Raw genomic sequence first — 14,932 nt, 5'->3', positions numbered from 1 at the left:
CGTCGCCCGCTCCGGGCGGGCGACCGGGCGACCGGGCTCAGGCAGGCTCTCCCGCTCCCTGGGGCGCCCGGGCGTGGGCGAGAGCCCAGTCGAGCGCGGCGTCGGCCACGGCCTCCCAGCCCGGCTCGGCGCACGTCCAGTGCGACCGTCCCTCGAGGTCGAGGACCTCGGTCAGGGCGGGCGACCGGTGGTACTTGTGCGCGTTCGACCGGTTCACGGAGGGCGGCATGATGTGGTCCTCGCTGCCCGTGACGAACAGGAGCGGGGCCCGGTCGGCGTCGTAGTCGACCCACGTCTCCTGCTTGCCCGGCTTGTAGTTGGCGATGAGCCCGTAGGCCCACACCCAGCTCCCGGGCGCGGGGACGTGGTACCGCTCGTACACCTCGAGCGACTCCTCGGCCGAGAGCGTGTTGGTGAACGCGTAGTGGAACTGCTCGGGCGTGAACCCGGCGGCCCGGTGCGCCTTGGCGGGGTTGTTGAGGATCGGGAAGAGCGACTTGATCTGCGAGGGCGGGTTGACCCGCACTCCCTCGGTCGGGGCCCCGTTGATCGCGACCGCCGACGCCCCCAGGCCGCGAGCCAGCAGGAGCTGGGTCAGGGTGCCGCCGAACGAGTGACCCATGATGATCGGCGGCCGGTCGAGGCCCTCGATGACGCCCGCGAGGTGGTCGACGGTCTCCGGGACCGTGAGCCGCGCGATCACGTCGGGGTTCTCGCGCAGCGCCTCGACCTCGATCTCGAAGCCCGGGTAGCCGGGCGTGAGCACGCGCAGGCCCTTGGCCTCGTAGTACGGGACCCAGTGCTCCCAGGAGCGCGGCGTCATCCACAGACCGTGGACGAGGACCACGGTGTCGGGGGCGGTCGGCGGGGCGGTGTCGCTCATGGTGCTCTCCTGTGGCCGTCGGGCTGGTCCTCCCACGGTCCTCGGCGCACGGGCGGCGCCGCATCACCCGTCGCTGGTAGTCCCCGCGGTCCACGTCCGGAGGCACCGGGTGGACAGGCCGGGGTCAATGAGTCAATACTCTGACTCATTGACTCATTCGAAGGAGCACGCATGACCGGCTTGTCGCTCGTCGCCCTCGCCGCGCTCGGCGCCCTCGCCGCTGCGGTCCTGACGGCGGCCAACACTGTCCGGTCCCGGCGCCATCCCCGGCGCCCCGTGCTCGACGCCGCGCTCCGGCACGAACGGACCACGTCCGTCGTCGCCGCCGTCGTCGCCCTGTCCCTGATCGCCTACGTGGTCTCCCCCGCGGCGCTCCCGGGCCTCACCGGTGTCACGACCACCCCCGGCCTGCTCGTCGCCCTCTCCCCCTTCATCGCCGTCGTCATGGTCCTCGTCGTCCGCGCGATCGGCGAGCTGGCCTGGCCCCGTCCCCAGGGGGCGGTCCGCACGGCCCCGCTCGCCCGACGGACCGTCCGCGGCCTCGGCGAGTGGCGGCTGCCCCTCTTCCTCGCGACGGCGGCGCTCACGGCCGTGGCCCTCGTGGTCTTCGGGGTCACGGCGGGCGAGGGCGGAGGTACGGTCGACGCGCCGCTCCTCGTCACGGTCGACGGATGGATCACCGGCGAGTCCGGCCCCTACCCGGGCTGGCCCTACGCCGGGCCGCTGCTCGGCATGCTGGGCGTCATCACCCTCGGGGTCCTCGGCGTGCTGCGTCTCGTCGCCCGGCGCGGCGTCGTGAACGGCGCCACGGCCCACGAGGACGACTCCCTGCGACGGCTCAGCGCAGCCCACGTCCTGGCCGGCACACAGCTCCTCATGGGCCTGGGATCGGCCGCGGTCCTGCTCACCGCAGCCCTCGCCCTGTTCGGGGCCGACCGGACGGGAGCCGCCGTCCTGGCGTTCGCCGTCGGGTCCGCGATCGGCATCACCTCGGTCGTCGTCGGACTCTCGGTGCTCGCCCGACAAGCCCTTCCCGCCCTGCCCGGCACCCCCGCCGCGACCGGGACGACGCCCGGGACGACCGTGGTGCCCGAGCCCCAGGCATGAAGACCCTCATGGTCGACCTGGACTCCCCCGTCCCCGTCTACGAGCAGATCAGGACCCAGGTCGCGGCGCTCGTGTCGTTGGGGACGCTGAACCCGGGAGACCGGCTGCCCTCGTCACGCAACCTCGCCCGGGACCTGGGGGTCGCGGTCGGCACGGTCCAACGTGCCTACCGGGAGCTCGAGGCAGCGGGCGCCGTCTCGTCGCGCCCACGGACCGGGACGGTCGTCGCGACCCCTGCGCACCGGCGGTCGTCGGTCGCGGACCAGCGATCGTTCGCCGACCTCGCGACCCAGATGGTCGCCCGCGGTCGCGAGCTCGGGCTGGACGACTCCGCGATCCTCGACGTCGTCACGGGCCTCCTGCAGCAGCCGGTCGACGCGCCCCGCACGCCCGCGCAGCACTGACTCGGCGGCGGCCCTGACGGCGGGCGCATCGCGCGTGCGGGTGGCGTCGAGCCGGCCGGCTGGTTCGTCAGCCGGCAGGCCCGCCGGCCGGCGGGTTCGTCAGCCGGCAGACCCGTCAGCTGGCGGGGTCGAACTGGAACTCCCGCACCTCCTGCGCGCACCGGCAGGCGACCGCGATCTTCGCGGCCCACTCGAGCGCCTCCTCGCGCGAGGGCACCTCGAGAACCGTGTAGCCGCCCTCGATCTGCCTCGTCTGCGGGTAGGTGCCCTCGGTCACGGTGCCGTCCCCGTCGACCAGGACGGGCGGGACGCTCTCGTCGATCCCGCCGCCGAACACCCAGACGCCCGCTCGCCTGGCCTCCTCCACGACCGCGTGGGACGCCTCCGAGACGGCCGGCAGGTCCTCCGCCGAGACGTCCATGGCGCCGCTCGGGAACGAGATCAGGTACTTCGTCATCGCGTCGTCTCCTCTGTCCGGTTCCAGGGAACCATCCTCGCCGACGCGGACGCCGCGGGCAGTGCGGACGCCACGGGGACTGCGAGGACTGCGGACACGACGATGCCGCGCCCCCGACGCGGGAACGCGGCATCGACCGACGACGGCAGATCCCCCGCGACCGAGCCCGTCTTCCCCGTCCGTGCTCGGCTGCGGCTGATCGTCCGCACACCGTCTCAGACGGCGACCGGAACCTGTGCGCGCAACGCCGCAGCGATCTTCTCGCCCCAGACGTACGCCTCCTCGAGGTGGCCGTCGACCAGGGGGCCGGCCGCGTCCTCGACGAGGAACGACCGGAGCGGCACGAGCATCTCGTAGCCCTTGCGCGTGATGATGCGCGCGGCAGCACGGGAGGCGGACGATGGGATGGCCCGACCGAGCGCGGTGCGGGTGTCGAACGTCGTGACCCACCGGGGGCCGTGCTCGTCCGAGCGGTCCTGGAGCGCGACGCACCACTCGCGCAGGCCGACGTTGCGCGCTGGCACCGTCCCGCCCGAACGCTGGACGGCCTCGGCCCGGGTGCCGGGGCGGCTCATCGACATGGAGTGCGTGGGACCACCGGCGACCACGAGCGCGACGTCGTCCAGGATCGACGGGTCCGCGAGCGCGTCCGCGACGTCCACGACCTTCACCGGCACACCGGTCGCCATGCCGGCCGCGATCTGCCGGGCGACCTTCTCACAGTTCCCGAACATCGACTCGAAGACGACGGCAGCAGTCAGGTTCGTTTCGTGGTTCGACATGCTCCCAGCCTCCCCGAGAACGGCTCTCGAGAACCACGGACGACGGTCCCTGCACGGTGGGACTTTCGTCCCCGGTGCGGGTACCGCGATCTTCCCGACAGGGGGCACGGGGCCCGGTCAACCCCGACGAGCGGCGGACGAGCGCCGAGGTCGGGCTGTATGTTATGGGGCGATCTGTCCACATAGGGGTTCTCCACACGATTCGAGGTGACCTCTCTCTCACCTGCTTCTCATCTGCCCGACGGCGTCGCTCACCAGGCGCGCCAGGACGCCATTTCCCCGGGCCTCGTCGGGCGCCTACGTGTTTACCCTTATGCCGCGCCGCTGTTTGAAGACTCAACGACCTCTGGCTTAGCGTCGCAGCGTTCTGGTCGAGGTGGACCCGAGGCCCTGCGTCTCGCCGTCCACCACAACGAAAGCGAGATGCAGATGAGACGACTACGTGCGGCAATGATCGCCGCCGTGCTCGGCGCCACCGCCATTGTTGCCCCCGTGGTGCTGGCCCCCGCCGCCTCCGCGCACGGCTGGGTCACCTCCCCGCCGAGCCGTCAGGACAACTGTGCCACCGGCGCGACGTCCTTCGACTGCGGCAGCATCAAGTTCGAGCCGCAGAGCGTCGAGGCCGCAAAGGGCTCCATGCAGTGCAGCGGTGGCAGCGGCTACGCCATCCTCGACGACAACAGCAAGCCCTGGCCGCGCACCACGGTCGCCTCGTCCGTGAAGTTCCAGTGGAAGCTCACGGCGAACCACGCCACGACGACGTGGGAGTACTTCGTCGACGGCAAGCTCCACCAGACCTTCAGCTCGGGCGGCGCCCAGCCCGCGAAGGACATCTCCCACACGCTGACCAACCTCCCTGCCGGGGACCACACGGTCCTCGCTCGCTGGAACGTCGCTGACACTCCGATGGCCTTCTACAACTGCGTCGACCTCACCGTCACCGGTGGTGGCACGACGGGTGGCACCACGGGCGGTACGACGGGTGGCACCACGGGCGGTACGACGGGTGGCACCACCGGTGGCACGACGGGTGGCACCACCGGTGGCACGACCGGTGGCACGACCGGCGGTACGACCGGCGGTACGACCGGTGGCACGACCGGCGGCACCACGGGCGGTACGACGGGTGGCACGACCGGCACGCCGCAGTGCGCCGCGGGACCGTGGGACACGGCTGTCGCCTACACGGGCGGCGCCAAGGTCTCGCTCAACGGCCAGCTCTTCGAGGCCAAGTGGTGGACCAAGGGCGAAAAGCCCGACGCCACCTCGCAGTGGGGCCCCTGGAAGAGCCTCGGCGCCTGCTGAGGACTGCATGACGCGTGACGCATGACCGGTGACGCCGGGTCAGGAATTCCTGACCCGGCGTCACTTTTCCATTTCTCGGTCGATTGAATTTCACGCATCCTACGTAGGACCCCCTACGTGCTTCACCGGATTGTGCGGAGCGATTTCATTGCATAGCGTCGAAGTTGTCCGATTCGACATGTGTAGGTCGCCCGGCAATGGGGCCCTACCGACTGCCATGGAGAGCGAGAAGAAAAGATGAGACGACTACGCGCGGCGATGATCGCCGCCGTCCTCGGGGTGGCCGCGATCGCGGCCCCCGTCGTGATGGCCCCGGCCGCCTCGGCACACGGCTGGATCACGTCCCCGCCCAGCAGGCAGGACAACTGTGCGACCGGCGCGACGTCCTTCGACTGCGGCGGCGTCAAGTACGAGCCGCAGAGTGTCGAGGCACCCAAGGGCTCGATGCAGTGTTCGGGTGGCAGCGGGTTCTCGATCCTCGACGACAACAGCAAGCCGTGGCCGCGCAAGAGCGTCGGCAGCTCGGTGACCTTCCAGTGGAAGCTCACGGCCGCTCACAACACGAGCACGTGGGAGTACTTCGTCGACGGCAAGCTGCACCAGACGTTCAGCCAGGGCGGCGCCCAGCCGCCGAGCAACATCTCGCACACGCTGACCAACCTGCCCTCGGGCAACCACACGATCCTCGCCCGGTGGAACGTGTCCAACACCGTCAACGCGTTCTACAACTGCGTCGACCTCACGGTCAACGGAGGTGGCACCACGGGTGGCACGACCGGCGGGACGACCGGCGGCACCACCGGCGGGACGACCGGTGGAACCACCGGCGGCACGACCGGCGGCACGACCGGCGGGACGACCGGCACGGGCGTCTGCACCGCCCCCGCCTGGGCGGCCGGCTCGGTCTACACGGGCGGCACCCGCGTCTCGTACAACAACAAGACGTACGAGGCCAAGTGGTGGAACACCGGGGAGAACCCCGGCACGAGCGGCCAGTGGGGCGTGTGGAAGGATCTCGGCGCCTGCTGACCTGAGCACCGAACGGTCGGCCCTCCGCAGGACGGACTGACCGACACCGCACCAGAACCGCGCCCGGGTCGCCTGGAACGTCAGGAGGCCCGGGCGTCGTGCTGCGCGGCGCCGGGCGGAGCACGCTGAGCGAGACGGGTGGTTCGGTCCGAGACGGGTCCCTGCGCCACGGTCCGGGAGACCTGTCTCGGACCGAAGCACCCGTCTCGTGCGCGGCACCCTGCCGCCCCACGCCTGCTCCCGTCCACCGGCCCCACCGGTCCGAGCCCGACCACAGAACGACGAGCCGTCCACAGCCCGGCGCCAGGGCCGCCGTCGGGTCGCAGTGGAGGGCACCATCGCGGCCATGACCTCACCCACCCACGACACCGACGCCCTGGCCGCGCTCGCCTCCCGCCAGGGCGGCGTGCTCCTGACCGCCCAGCTCCCACGCCCCGTCCTGCGCGCCGCGCTCTCCCGGGACCTGCTCGAGAAGGTCCGTCGGGGCGCCTACCGCTGGCGTGCGGTGGACGATCCTGCTCCGGGCCACGCGCTCGACCGGATCCGCGCCCTCGCGCAGATCGAGGCGGTCTCGCGCCAGCTGCGCAGCCCGTTCGCCCTGTGCCAGGAGTCCGCGGCTCTCGTGTGGGACCTGCCGCTGTGGCGGGTGCCCGCGCGCGTGCACGTCGTGCAGCAGCACCGCCCCGGCATCCCGCGGACGGGCACGGACCTCGTCCGGCATCTGACGGCGCTCGCTCCGGCCGACACCGCGGTGCGCCGGGGGCACGTCGTGACCTCGCTCGCCCGGACGGTCGTCGGCTGCGCTCGGACGCTGCCAGCGCTCGACGCGCTCGTGGTCGTCGACGCGGCCCTCCGGCGAGGTGTCCTGACCGAGCAGCTGCGCGACGTGCTCGACCGTGTCGGGGGCGGGCGTGGGAGCGCGCGGGCCCAGGTCCTCGTGGGCCTCGGCAGCGGGGGCGCGGAGTCGCCCGGCGAGTCCGCGGTCCGGTTCCACCTGCTGCGCCGGGGGCTTCCCGTGCCGACGACGCAGATCCCGGTCACGACCCGGCTGGGGACGTTCCGCGCCGACCTGGGCTGGCCGCAGTGGCGTGTGCTCGTCGAGTTCGACGGGTTCGTGAAGTACTCGACGCTCGCCCAGGGCGATCCGGCGAAGGTGCTGTTCGAGGAGAAGCGGCGTCAGGAGGGCATCGAGGAGGAGGGATGGCGGGTCCTGCGCGTGACGATGCGGGACCTCGAGGACGGCACGGAGCTCGTCCAGCGCGTGCTGCGTCTTCTCCCGCCGGGCACGTCGGTCGACCTCGAGCGGCGCCCGTACCTGTGGTTCGGCGCGGTCTGAGAGCGAGACGGGTGGTCCGGTCCGGGACGGGTCCCTGCGCCACGGTCCGGGAGACCCGTCTCGGACCGAAGCACCCGTCTCACCGCACCAGGTCAGTCGGGGGGCAGGTCGCGCCCCCGCAGCTTGTCGATCTCGCGCCGCTCCCGCTTGGTCGGACGTCCCGCGCCGCGATCGCGCACGGGTACGAACGGCACGGCCTCTCGCGGCAGCACGGGCGGGCTGTGGTCGACGTACGCCTTCGCGGCCTCGGGCGCGCCGACGCGCTTGGCGAGCAGCTCGACGACCTCGACGATCCGCTCGCGCTCACCCCCGCGGTACGTCACGGTGCTGCCGACGCGCACGGTCGCGGACGGCTTGACGCGCACCCCGTCGACCTTGACGTGCCCGGCACGGCACGCGGCCGTCGCGACCGAACGGCTCTTGGTCAGGCGGACCGCCCAGAGCCAGCTGTCGACCCGCATGCTCACTTCCCTTCCCGACGTCGGACCACCCCAGCGTAGGCGGCGCACGTCGCGCGACGGTCCGGTGCGTGCCGCGGACCACCTCAGCGAGCCCGAGCCCCACGGCGCCGCTCCCCACGCGCGCCCGGCGTCGCGGCCGTCCGGGGGCCCGGCTGGCACGGGATCACCCCGACACGCTTGCGCGGATCGTCCCCTATCGCCGTGCGTGTCCGGCCCGTCCGTGCCACGGTGGAACCGACCGGCGACGGTGCCGGTCCGGCCTCGACCGTGTCGTCGGCCGGCGAGCTCGTTCGACGAACGGAGTGGACCATGTGGTTTCTGTCGTGGATCGTGATCGGACTCATCATGGGGGCGATCGCCCGCGCCATCATGCCCGGCAGGGCTGCGGGCGGCTGGGTCGTGACCCTGATCGTCGGTGTCGTCGGCGCGTTCGTCGGCGGGTTCATCGGCCGGGCGTTCGGCTCGGACCCCAACCAGGAGTTCTGGTCGTTCTCGACCTGGTTCTGGGCGTTCATCGGGTCGCTCGTCGTCCTGCTGATCTGGGGCCTCATCGCGGGCCGCAGGTCGAAGGCCTGAGGCGCGCTGCGCCGTCGGGCGTCCTGACGAGGCGCGGCCCGGGGCCACCGGGCCGCGCCGGCCACCCACGAACCCCGAAAACCCGTGGACCGCTCGCGCCTCGCGCGAGACGCTGAGGACATGAGCCATCCGATCGAGTCGACGACGACCTGGCGCATCGCCCGGGCCCCGCACCCCGCCGACCTCGACTCCCCCGACGCGTGGGCGTACCACGGCGTGGCCGAGGTCGAGGAAGAGGTCATGATCGAGGCCCACGGCTACGACGACCTCGCGAACGAGGCCCGCGACGTCCTGGCCGGCATGGACAACCAGCAGTACGCGACCAAGCAGCGCTTCGTCGCGATCCGCGCGGACGCACCCGAGACACCCCGGCCACAGGACGTGCTGGGCCACCTGTTCGTCCTCATGATGACGAGCAGCAACGAACACCTGGGCGAGCTGTACGTGCAGGTGCGCCCGGCGGCCCGCCGCCAGGGACTGGGCACGGAGCTGTGGGAGACGGGCGAGAAGATCCTCGTCGACGCTGGCCGCACCGTCCTGTTCACCGACACCCAGCACGGCGTCGAGCCCCCGCCCGGCCCCCACGCCCTCGAGGCCCGGACGGGCGCGGGACGCGTCCCGGCGAACGACCCCGGGCCCCGCTTCGCGCGGAGCAAGGGCTACGCGCTGGAGCAGGTCGAGCGGCACTCGATCCTGCCGCTGCCCGTCGACCCCGCCCTCCTGGACCGGCTGCGCGCGCAGGCCGGGGCCGCCGCGGGACCGGACTACCGCCCCCTCGTCTGGGAGGACGACGTGCCGCACGAGTGGCGCGAGCAGGTCGGGACGCTCTTCACGCGCATGAGCACCGACGCCCCGAACGGCGACATCGACTACCGCGAGGACCCGTGGGACGCGCAGCGGGTCGGCGTGTGGATCGACGAGCTCCTGAGCAAGGGCGACGGCCTGCTCATGACGGTCGCCGAGCACGTCCCGTCGGGCACGCTCGCCGCGTTCTCCGTGTTCGCCTACCCCAAGGACCACCCGTCGTTCGCGTTCCAGGAGGACACGCTGGTCCTGCGCGAGCACCGCGGCCACCGCCTCGGGATGCTCGTCAAGGTCCGGAACCTCGACGAGCTCGCCGTCCGACGCCCCACGACCGAGCGCATCCACACCTGGAACGCCGAGGAGAACGACCACATGCTCGCGATCAACGTCGACCTGGGCTTCGCGCCCGCAGGCGGGTACGCCGGCTGGCAGAAGCGGGTGGGCGCGTGAGCGGCCCGTCGCAGGCCGCGGCTCAGGCATCGTTCTCCGGCCCGACGGCGTGGCGCGTCCTGCGCGCGCCCGTCCCGGACTCGCTCGGCGCACCCGAGGCGTGGGCCGTGCACGGCACCGTGCGCGTGGGCGAGATGATCGACCGGGAGATCCACGGGCACGCCGACCTCGGTCTCGACGCGGCGACCGTCCTCGTCACGATGACGGCCCAGCAGGAGTACAAGCGCACCGTCCGGCTCGTCGCGGTGGCCGACGGTCCGCGAGACTCTGGCGGTTCGGGGGCCGCCGAGGGCTCCGGCGTCCCGTCCGGCTCGGCTGCGCGCGGACCGGACCCGGTCCCGGTGGCGGGCGACGTCGTCGGGCGCGGGCTCGTCGGCCTTCCCCAGAAGGGGAACACGCACCTCGCGATCGTGTACGTCGGGGTCGATCCCGGGCACCGCGGCCAAGGGGTCGGGGCGGCGCTCTGGGACGAGTGCCTGCGCATCGCGCGCGAGGCCGGGCGCACCGTGATCCTGTCCGACTCCGCACACGCCCCCGAACCCCCGCCCGGCCCCGGTGCCCTCGACTCGCCGACCGGCAGCGGACGCGTGCCGCTCGACGACCCGGGCACGCGCTTCGCGCTCGCGCGCGGCTTCGCGCTCGAACAGGTCATGCGCCAGTCGACGCTCACCCTGCCGCCCCGCGCCGACGTCGTGGACCCGCTGCGCGACGCCGCTCGGGCGGCCGCGGGCGACGACTACCGCGTGCACCTCTGGCGGGACACCGTCCCCGAGGAGTGGATCGACGACTTCGCGGTCCTCGAGACGCGCATGAGCACCGACGCGCCCAACGGCGGGCTCGACCTGGAGGAGGACCCGTGGGACGCCGACCGCGTGCGCGTCGCCTCCCGGTCGTTCGCCGACCGTGGCCAGGGATACCTCGTCGCGGTGGCCGAGCACGTGCCGTCGGGGCGGCTCGCCGCGTTCTCGATGGTCGCCTACCCGCACGACCGCCCCGAGGTCGTCATCCAGGAGGACACCCTGGTCCTGCGCGAGCACCGCGGCCACCGCCTCGGGATGCTCGTCAAGATCGCCGTGCTCGACGAGCTGGCCCGTGCGCGGCCCTCGTCACGGCGCATCCACACCTGGAACGCGCAGGAGAACCGGCACATGCTCGCGATCAACGAGGCCCTCGGGTTCGAGGTCGCGAGCGTCACCGCGGAGTGGCAGCTGCGGCTGGTGTGATGGTGACCGCCTGGGGGGGCACGCAAAATGCGTGGCGTACCCGGGCGGCGGCCCGCCAGGGTGGACGCATGACGAGCACCGACACCGCCGTTGGCCACGAGAACCCCTGGGCCGCGAGCCCGACCCCGCCGCCCGCCCCATCGACCACGACGTGGCGGGCGGTCGACGCCCCTCCCGTGCCGCCCACGCTCGAGCACCCCGACGTCTGGGCCGTGCGGGCCTACACCGACATCGAGCACGACGTGCAGCTCGCGACCTGGGGCTGGACCGACTGGTGGGCGCCGCTGCCCGTGATGCTCGGCGTCCTCCAGCACCAGGAGTACCAGCGCAAGGTCCTGGTCCTCGCGCTGCCCGAGCCGGACCCGGCGACCGATGGGGCCACGGCCCTGGCCGACGACGACGCCGCGGACGGCGCGAGGCGTGCGGACCGCGAGCAGGCCGGCGGGAACGCCCCCGAGCCGCAGGACGTCGGCGGCGCCGCGATCGTGTGGCTCGCGACCGACGCCAACACCCACCTCGCGTACGTCACGCTCATGGTCCGCCCCACGCTCGAAGGCCGCGGCATCGGCGAGACGCTGCTGGCCCGCGCCGAGGAGATCGCGCGCGCCGACGGACGCACCACGGTCATCGTGCCGAGCAACCACTCCCCCGAGCCCCCGCCCGGCCCCGGCGCGCTCGACGCCCCCACGGGCGCAGGCCGCGTGCCCGCAGCCTCCCGGGGAGCGCGCTTCGCCCTGGGGCACGGCTACGCGCTCGAACAGGTCGAGCGTGCCTCCGTCCTGAGACTGCCGGTCGCCCCCGAGAGGCTCGACACCCTGGAACGCGAGGCGACGCGGGCCGCGGGCGACGACTACCGCCTGCACACCTGGTGGGACGAGGTGCCGGCCGCATGGCAGGACCAGGTCGCGATCCTGTGGACCCGCATGAGCACCGACGTCCCCTCCGCGGACCTGGACGTCGAGGAGAGCCCGTGGGACGCGGCCCGCGTCCGCTCCTACCTCGCCGACATGGCTGGGCGCCACCAGCACGTGCTCGTCACGGTCGCCGAGCACGTGCCCACCGGGACGCTCACCGCGTTCTCGGTGCTCCAGATCCCCGTGTCGGACGTCCTGTTCGCCTTCCAGGAGGACACGCTCGTGCTGCGCGAGCACCGCGGACACCGGCTCGGGATGCTCGTCAAGGTCGCCAACCTGCGCGCCTACGCCGAGCGACGTCCCGGCGAACGCCGCATCAACACGTGGAACGCCCAGGAGAACGAGCACATGCTCGCGATCAACGTCGCACTCGGGTTCGAGCCCGTGGGCGTCGCGGCGGTGTGGCAGAAGAAGCTCACCTGACCAACTCTCCTCGGCGCCCGCACCGCACGGTGAGGTGCACGCCCGACGGACGCTCCGCCGTCGGGCGTGCACGGTTGTCCGGCAGCGCACCTCACAACCGCTCGCACCGTGAGCCGCCAGGACAACCGCGCAGGTCGCGGCCTACGGTGGTCGGGTCCGGCCAAGACCCCGCGACACCCACGACCCCCACCGACCAGGGAGCAGCGAGACCATCGTGAGCACTGCGAGCACACCGCCGATCGACGCCACCACCACTCCCGCCTGGGCCGACCTCACGGCCCACGAGGCCGCGCTGTCCCCCGACCTGCGCACCTGGTTCGCCCAGGACCCGGGCCGCGCCGACCGCCTCACGTTCGACGCCGCCGACCTCCACGTCGACCTGTCGAAGAACCTCGTGACCGACGAGACGCTCGCGCTGCTCGTGCGCCTCGCGGACGACGTCGACCTGGTCGGGCGCCGCGACGCCATGTTCCGCGGCGACCACATCAACGTGACCGAGGACCGCGCCGTGCTGCACACCGCGCTGCGCCGCCCGTCCGGGGCGACCCCGGGGCTGGTCGTCGACGGCCAGGACGTGGACCACGACGTGCACGCCGAGCTCGCCAAGGTCTACGCGTTCGCCGACAAGGTGCGCTCGGGCGAGTGGAAGGGCGTCACGGGTGAGCGCGTGCGCACGGTCGTGAACATCGGGATCGGCGGGTCGGACCTCGGCCCCGTCATGGCCTACGAGGCCCTCCTGCCCTACAAGGCCGAGGACCTCGACGTCCGGTTCGTGTCCAACATCGACCCGACCGACGTCGCCGAGAAGACCGCGGGCCTCGACCCGCGCACCACGCTGTTCATCGTCGCGTCCAAGACGTTCGGCACGCTCGAGACCCTGACCAACGCGCGCCTCGCACGCGACTGGCTGTGGACCGAGCTCACTGCCGTCGGGGCCCTCGCAGCGGACGCGGACGACGCAGCCCGTGCCGAGGCCGTCGGCAAGCACTTCGTCGCGGTCTCCACGGCCCTCGACAAGGTCGCGGCGTTCGGGATCGACCCCGCCAACGCGTTCGGCTTCTGGGACTGGGTCGGCGGCCGTTACTCGGTCGACTCCGCGATCGGCACGTCGCTCGCGATCGCGATCGGCCCGGCCCGCTTCGAGGAGTTCCTCGCGGGCTTCCACGCGATCGACGAGCACTTCCGCACCACCCCGATCGAGCAGAACGTGCCCGCGCTCATGGGCCTGCTCAACGTGTGGAACGTCAACTTCCTCGGCGCGCACACGCACGCCGTGCTGCCCTACGCGCAGTACCTGCACCGCTTCCCCGCGTACCTGCAGCAGCTCACCATGGAGTCCAACGGCAAGTCCGTGCGCTGGGACGGTTCCCCCGTCACGACCGAGACCGGCGAGGTCTTCTGGGGCGAACCCGGCACCAACGGCCAGCACGCGTTCTACCAGCTCATCCACCAGGGCACGCGCCTGATCCCCGCGGACTTCATCGCCGTGGCGAACCCGGCGCACCCGCTGGTGGACTCCTCGGCAGGCGATGTCGACGTGCACTCCCTGTTCCTCGCGAACTTCTTCGCGCAGACCAAGGCCCTCGCGTTCGGCAAGACGGCCGACGAGGTCCGCGCCGAGGGCACGGCCGAGGACCTCGTGAGCGCCCGCGTGTTCTCGGGCAACCGCCCCACGACGTCGATCCTCGCGCCCGCGCTCACGCCCTCGGTCCTGGGCCAGCTCATCGCGCTCTACGAGCACATCACGTTCGTCCAGGGCGTCGTGTGGGGCATCGACTCGTTCGACCAGTGGGGCGTCGAGCTCGGCAAGAAGCTCGCCAACGAGATCGCCCCGGCCGTCGCCGGTGACGCGGCCGCGCTCGCCGAGCAGGACCCGTCGACGCAGGCGCTCATCGGCTGGTACCTGAACCAGCGGAGCTGACTGGCTAGCCGGCCGGCTGGCCGGCCAGCCGGCCAGCCGGCCAGCCTGCTGCCGAGAACGGGGTTGAGGTCGTCCTGTCGTCCGGGACGACCTCAACCCCGTTCTCGACGCCGGGGGGGCAGGGGGCTGGGGGGCTGGGGGGCAGGGCTAGTGGGCCGCCACCGCCGCGAGGGCCTGCTCGACCGTCGCGACCTCCTCGGGGGCGCCCGTGATCCCGTCCCTCATGACGAGCACGGACGAGAAGATCCCGTCGCGGCACGACTGGCCCGTGAGCGCCTGCGGGTCCTCGAGCGAGGGCACGATGTTGACGGTCTCGGTGCGGCCCGGCTCGCCGCCCGCGATCTCGATCGTCGTCGAGAAGATCTCGCACGCCTGCACCGCGTCGAGCTTCTCGCCCGTGCCGACGAGCGCCGACGCCTCGCGGATCTTGCGGGTGTTCTCCGCGTCGTCGACGAGTCCCGTCGCCTCGAGCTGCTGGAGCATCTCGGGCAGCTGCTGTGCCCAGTCCGCGGCCGGGATGCGCGAGACCTGGACCGTGGCGCCCGCCGGGTCGCCCCACACGCAGGCAGGGAACTCGACGCTGCCCGCGACCGTCGTCTCGAACGGGCCGTCGAGAGACTGGCCGGCCAGTGCGGTCACCTGGTCGGCACCGATCAGGTCGCACGCTCCCGACGCCGACGAGCTCTCCGTGGCCGCAGCCGGGGCGGGAGCGTCGGCCGCAGGGCCGTCGCCACCGGCGTCCGTGGGTGACGCGCACCCCGTCAGAAGGGTCGCACCGAGCACACCGGGCAGGACAACAGAGAGGACATGCCTCCGCAACGAGTTCACCGGTCAAATCCAACCATACGGTCGGGAGT

At 72.5% G+C, this 14,932-nt stretch carries 15 protein-coding genes; 10 read left to right on the top strand and 5 right to left on the bottom strand.

The window, feature by feature from the left end:
- Positions 1-37: 37 nt before the first annotated feature.
- A complete protein-coding gene (locus JOD49_RS13480) occupies positions 38-883 on the bottom strand; it encodes an alpha/beta hydrolase (protein ID WP_205307628.1) in 846 nt (281 codons plus the stop codon).
- Between the two features lie 171 nt (positions 884-1,054).
- On the opposite strand from JOD49_RS13480, the gene JOD49_RS13475 reads away from it, so the two are divergent.
- Together JOD49_RS13475 and JOD49_RS13470 are read left to right on the top strand one after the other, a co-directional pair.
- Positions 1,055-1,990 carry a hypothetical protein gene (locus JOD49_RS13475; RefSeq protein WP_205307627.1) on the top strand — a complete coding sequence of 312 codons (936 nt, stop codon included), beginning with the start codon at positions 1,055-1,057 and terminating at the stop codon, positions 1,988-1,990.
- The gene (locus JOD49_RS13470; RefSeq protein WP_205307626.1) at positions 1,987-2,394 is read left to right on the top strand and encodes a GntR family transcriptional regulator; all 408 of its coding nucleotides are present in this window, start codon (positions 1,987-1,989) and stop codon (positions 2,392-2,394) included. The genes JOD49_RS13475 and JOD49_RS13470 overlap by 4 nt, the downstream gene beginning before the upstream one ends.
- A 115-nt stretch (positions 2,395-2,509) precedes the next feature.
- Here JOD49_RS13470 and JOD49_RS13465 read toward each other — a convergent pair whose 3' ends face one another.
- Both JOD49_RS13465 and JOD49_RS13460 read right to left on the bottom strand, forming a co-directional pair.
- Positions 2,510-2,851, bottom strand: coding sequence for a YciI family protein (locus tag JOD49_RS13465; protein WP_205307625.1), 342 nt, complete (start codon positions 2,849-2,851; stop codon positions 2,510-2,512).
- A 215-nt stretch (positions 2,852-3,066) separates the two neighbouring features.
- On the bottom strand, positions 3,067-3,633 hold the full coding sequence (locus tag JOD49_RS13460; protein ID WP_205307624.1) for a flavodoxin domain-containing protein: 567 nt from the start codon (positions 3,631-3,633) through the stop codon (positions 3,067-3,069).
- A gap of 462 nt (positions 3,634-4,095) precedes the next feature.
- Between JOD49_RS13460 and JOD49_RS20225 the strand changes: the two genes are divergently transcribed.
- The 3 genes from JOD49_RS20225 to JOD49_RS13445 all read left to right on the top strand — a co-directional run bounded on the left by JOD49_RS20225 (position 4,096) and on the right by JOD49_RS13445 (position 7,303).
- Positions 4,096-4,938 carry a lytic polysaccharide monooxygenase gene (locus JOD49_RS20225; protein ID WP_307822537.1) on the top strand — a complete coding sequence of 281 codons (843 nt, stop codon included), beginning with the start codon at positions 4,096-4,098 and terminating at the stop codon, positions 4,936-4,938.
- A 237-nt stretch (positions 4,939-5,175) separates the two neighbouring features.
- Positions 5,176-5,967 (top strand): lytic polysaccharide monooxygenase, encoded by a 792-nt coding sequence (locus JOD49_RS20220; protein ID WP_239525215.1) that lies wholly within the window; start codon positions 5,176-5,178, stop codon positions 5,965-5,967.
- 346 nt (positions 5,968-6,313) lie between these two features.
- Complete coding sequence (locus JOD49_RS13445; protein WP_205307623.1) at positions 6,314-7,303, top strand: type IV toxin-antitoxin system AbiEi family antitoxin domain-containing protein; 990 nt, start codon at positions 6,314-6,316, stop codon at positions 7,301-7,303.
- A 92-nt stretch (positions 7,304-7,395) separates the two neighbouring features.
- On the opposite strand, the gene JOD49_RS13440 is transcribed toward JOD49_RS13445, so the two are convergent.
- A complete protein-coding gene (locus JOD49_RS13440; protein WP_205307622.1) occupies positions 7,396-7,764 on the bottom strand; it encodes an RNA-binding S4 domain-containing protein in 369 nt (122 codons plus the stop codon).
- 309 nt (positions 7,765-8,073) lie between these two features.
- On the opposite strand from JOD49_RS13440, the gene JOD49_RS13435 reads away from it, so the two are divergent.
- The 5 genes from JOD49_RS13435 to pgi all read left to right on the top strand — a co-directional run bounded on the left by JOD49_RS13435 (position 8,074) and on the right by pgi (position 14,075).
- Complete coding sequence (locus JOD49_RS13435; RefSeq protein WP_030150204.1) at positions 8,074-8,340, top strand: GlsB/YeaQ/YmgE family stress response membrane protein; 267 nt, start codon at positions 8,074-8,076, stop codon at positions 8,338-8,340.
- Positions 8,341-8,460: 120 nt separating this feature from the next.
- A complete protein-coding gene (locus JOD49_RS13430) occupies positions 8,461-9,594 on the top strand; it encodes a GNAT family N-acetyltransferase (RefSeq protein ID WP_205307621.1) in 1,134 nt (377 codons plus the stop codon).
- Positions 9,591-10,817 (top strand): GNAT family N-acetyltransferase, encoded by a 1,227-nt coding sequence (locus JOD49_RS13425; RefSeq protein ID WP_205307620.1) that lies wholly within the window; start codon positions 9,591-9,593, stop codon positions 10,815-10,817. Before JOD49_RS13430 ends, JOD49_RS13425 begins: the two co-directional genes overlap by 4 nt.
- A 68-nt stretch (positions 10,818-10,885) precedes the next feature.
- Positions 10,886-12,154, top strand: a complete 1,269-nt coding sequence (locus tag JOD49_RS13420; RefSeq protein WP_205307619.1) for a GNAT family N-acetyltransferase — start codon at positions 10,886-10,888, stop codon at positions 12,152-12,154.
- 214 nt (positions 12,155-12,368) lie between these two features.
- The gene (pgi, locus tag JOD49_RS13415) at positions 12,369-14,075 is read left to right on the top strand and encodes a glucose-6-phosphate isomerase (RefSeq protein ID WP_205307618.1); all 1,707 of its coding nucleotides are present in this window, start codon (positions 12,369-12,371) and stop codon (positions 14,073-14,075) included.
- Positions 14,076-14,222: 147 nt separating this feature from the next.
- On the opposite strand, the gene JOD49_RS13410 is transcribed toward pgi, so the two are convergent.
- Positions 14,223-14,858 (bottom strand): hypothetical protein, encoded by a 636-nt coding sequence (locus JOD49_RS13410; RefSeq protein ID WP_205307617.1) that lies wholly within the window; start codon positions 14,856-14,858, stop codon positions 14,223-14,225.
- Between the last annotated feature and the right edge of the window lie 74 nt (positions 14,859-14,932).

The organism is Oerskovia jenensis (assembly GCF_016907235.1).
GTDB classification, from domain to species: Bacteria; Actinomycetota; Actinomycetes; order Actinomycetales; family Cellulomonadaceae; genus Oerskovia; species Oerskovia jenensis.
The sequence above is the reverse complement of the archived record's forward strand: the minus strand, read 5'-3'. Positions and strand labels throughout refer to the sequence as shown.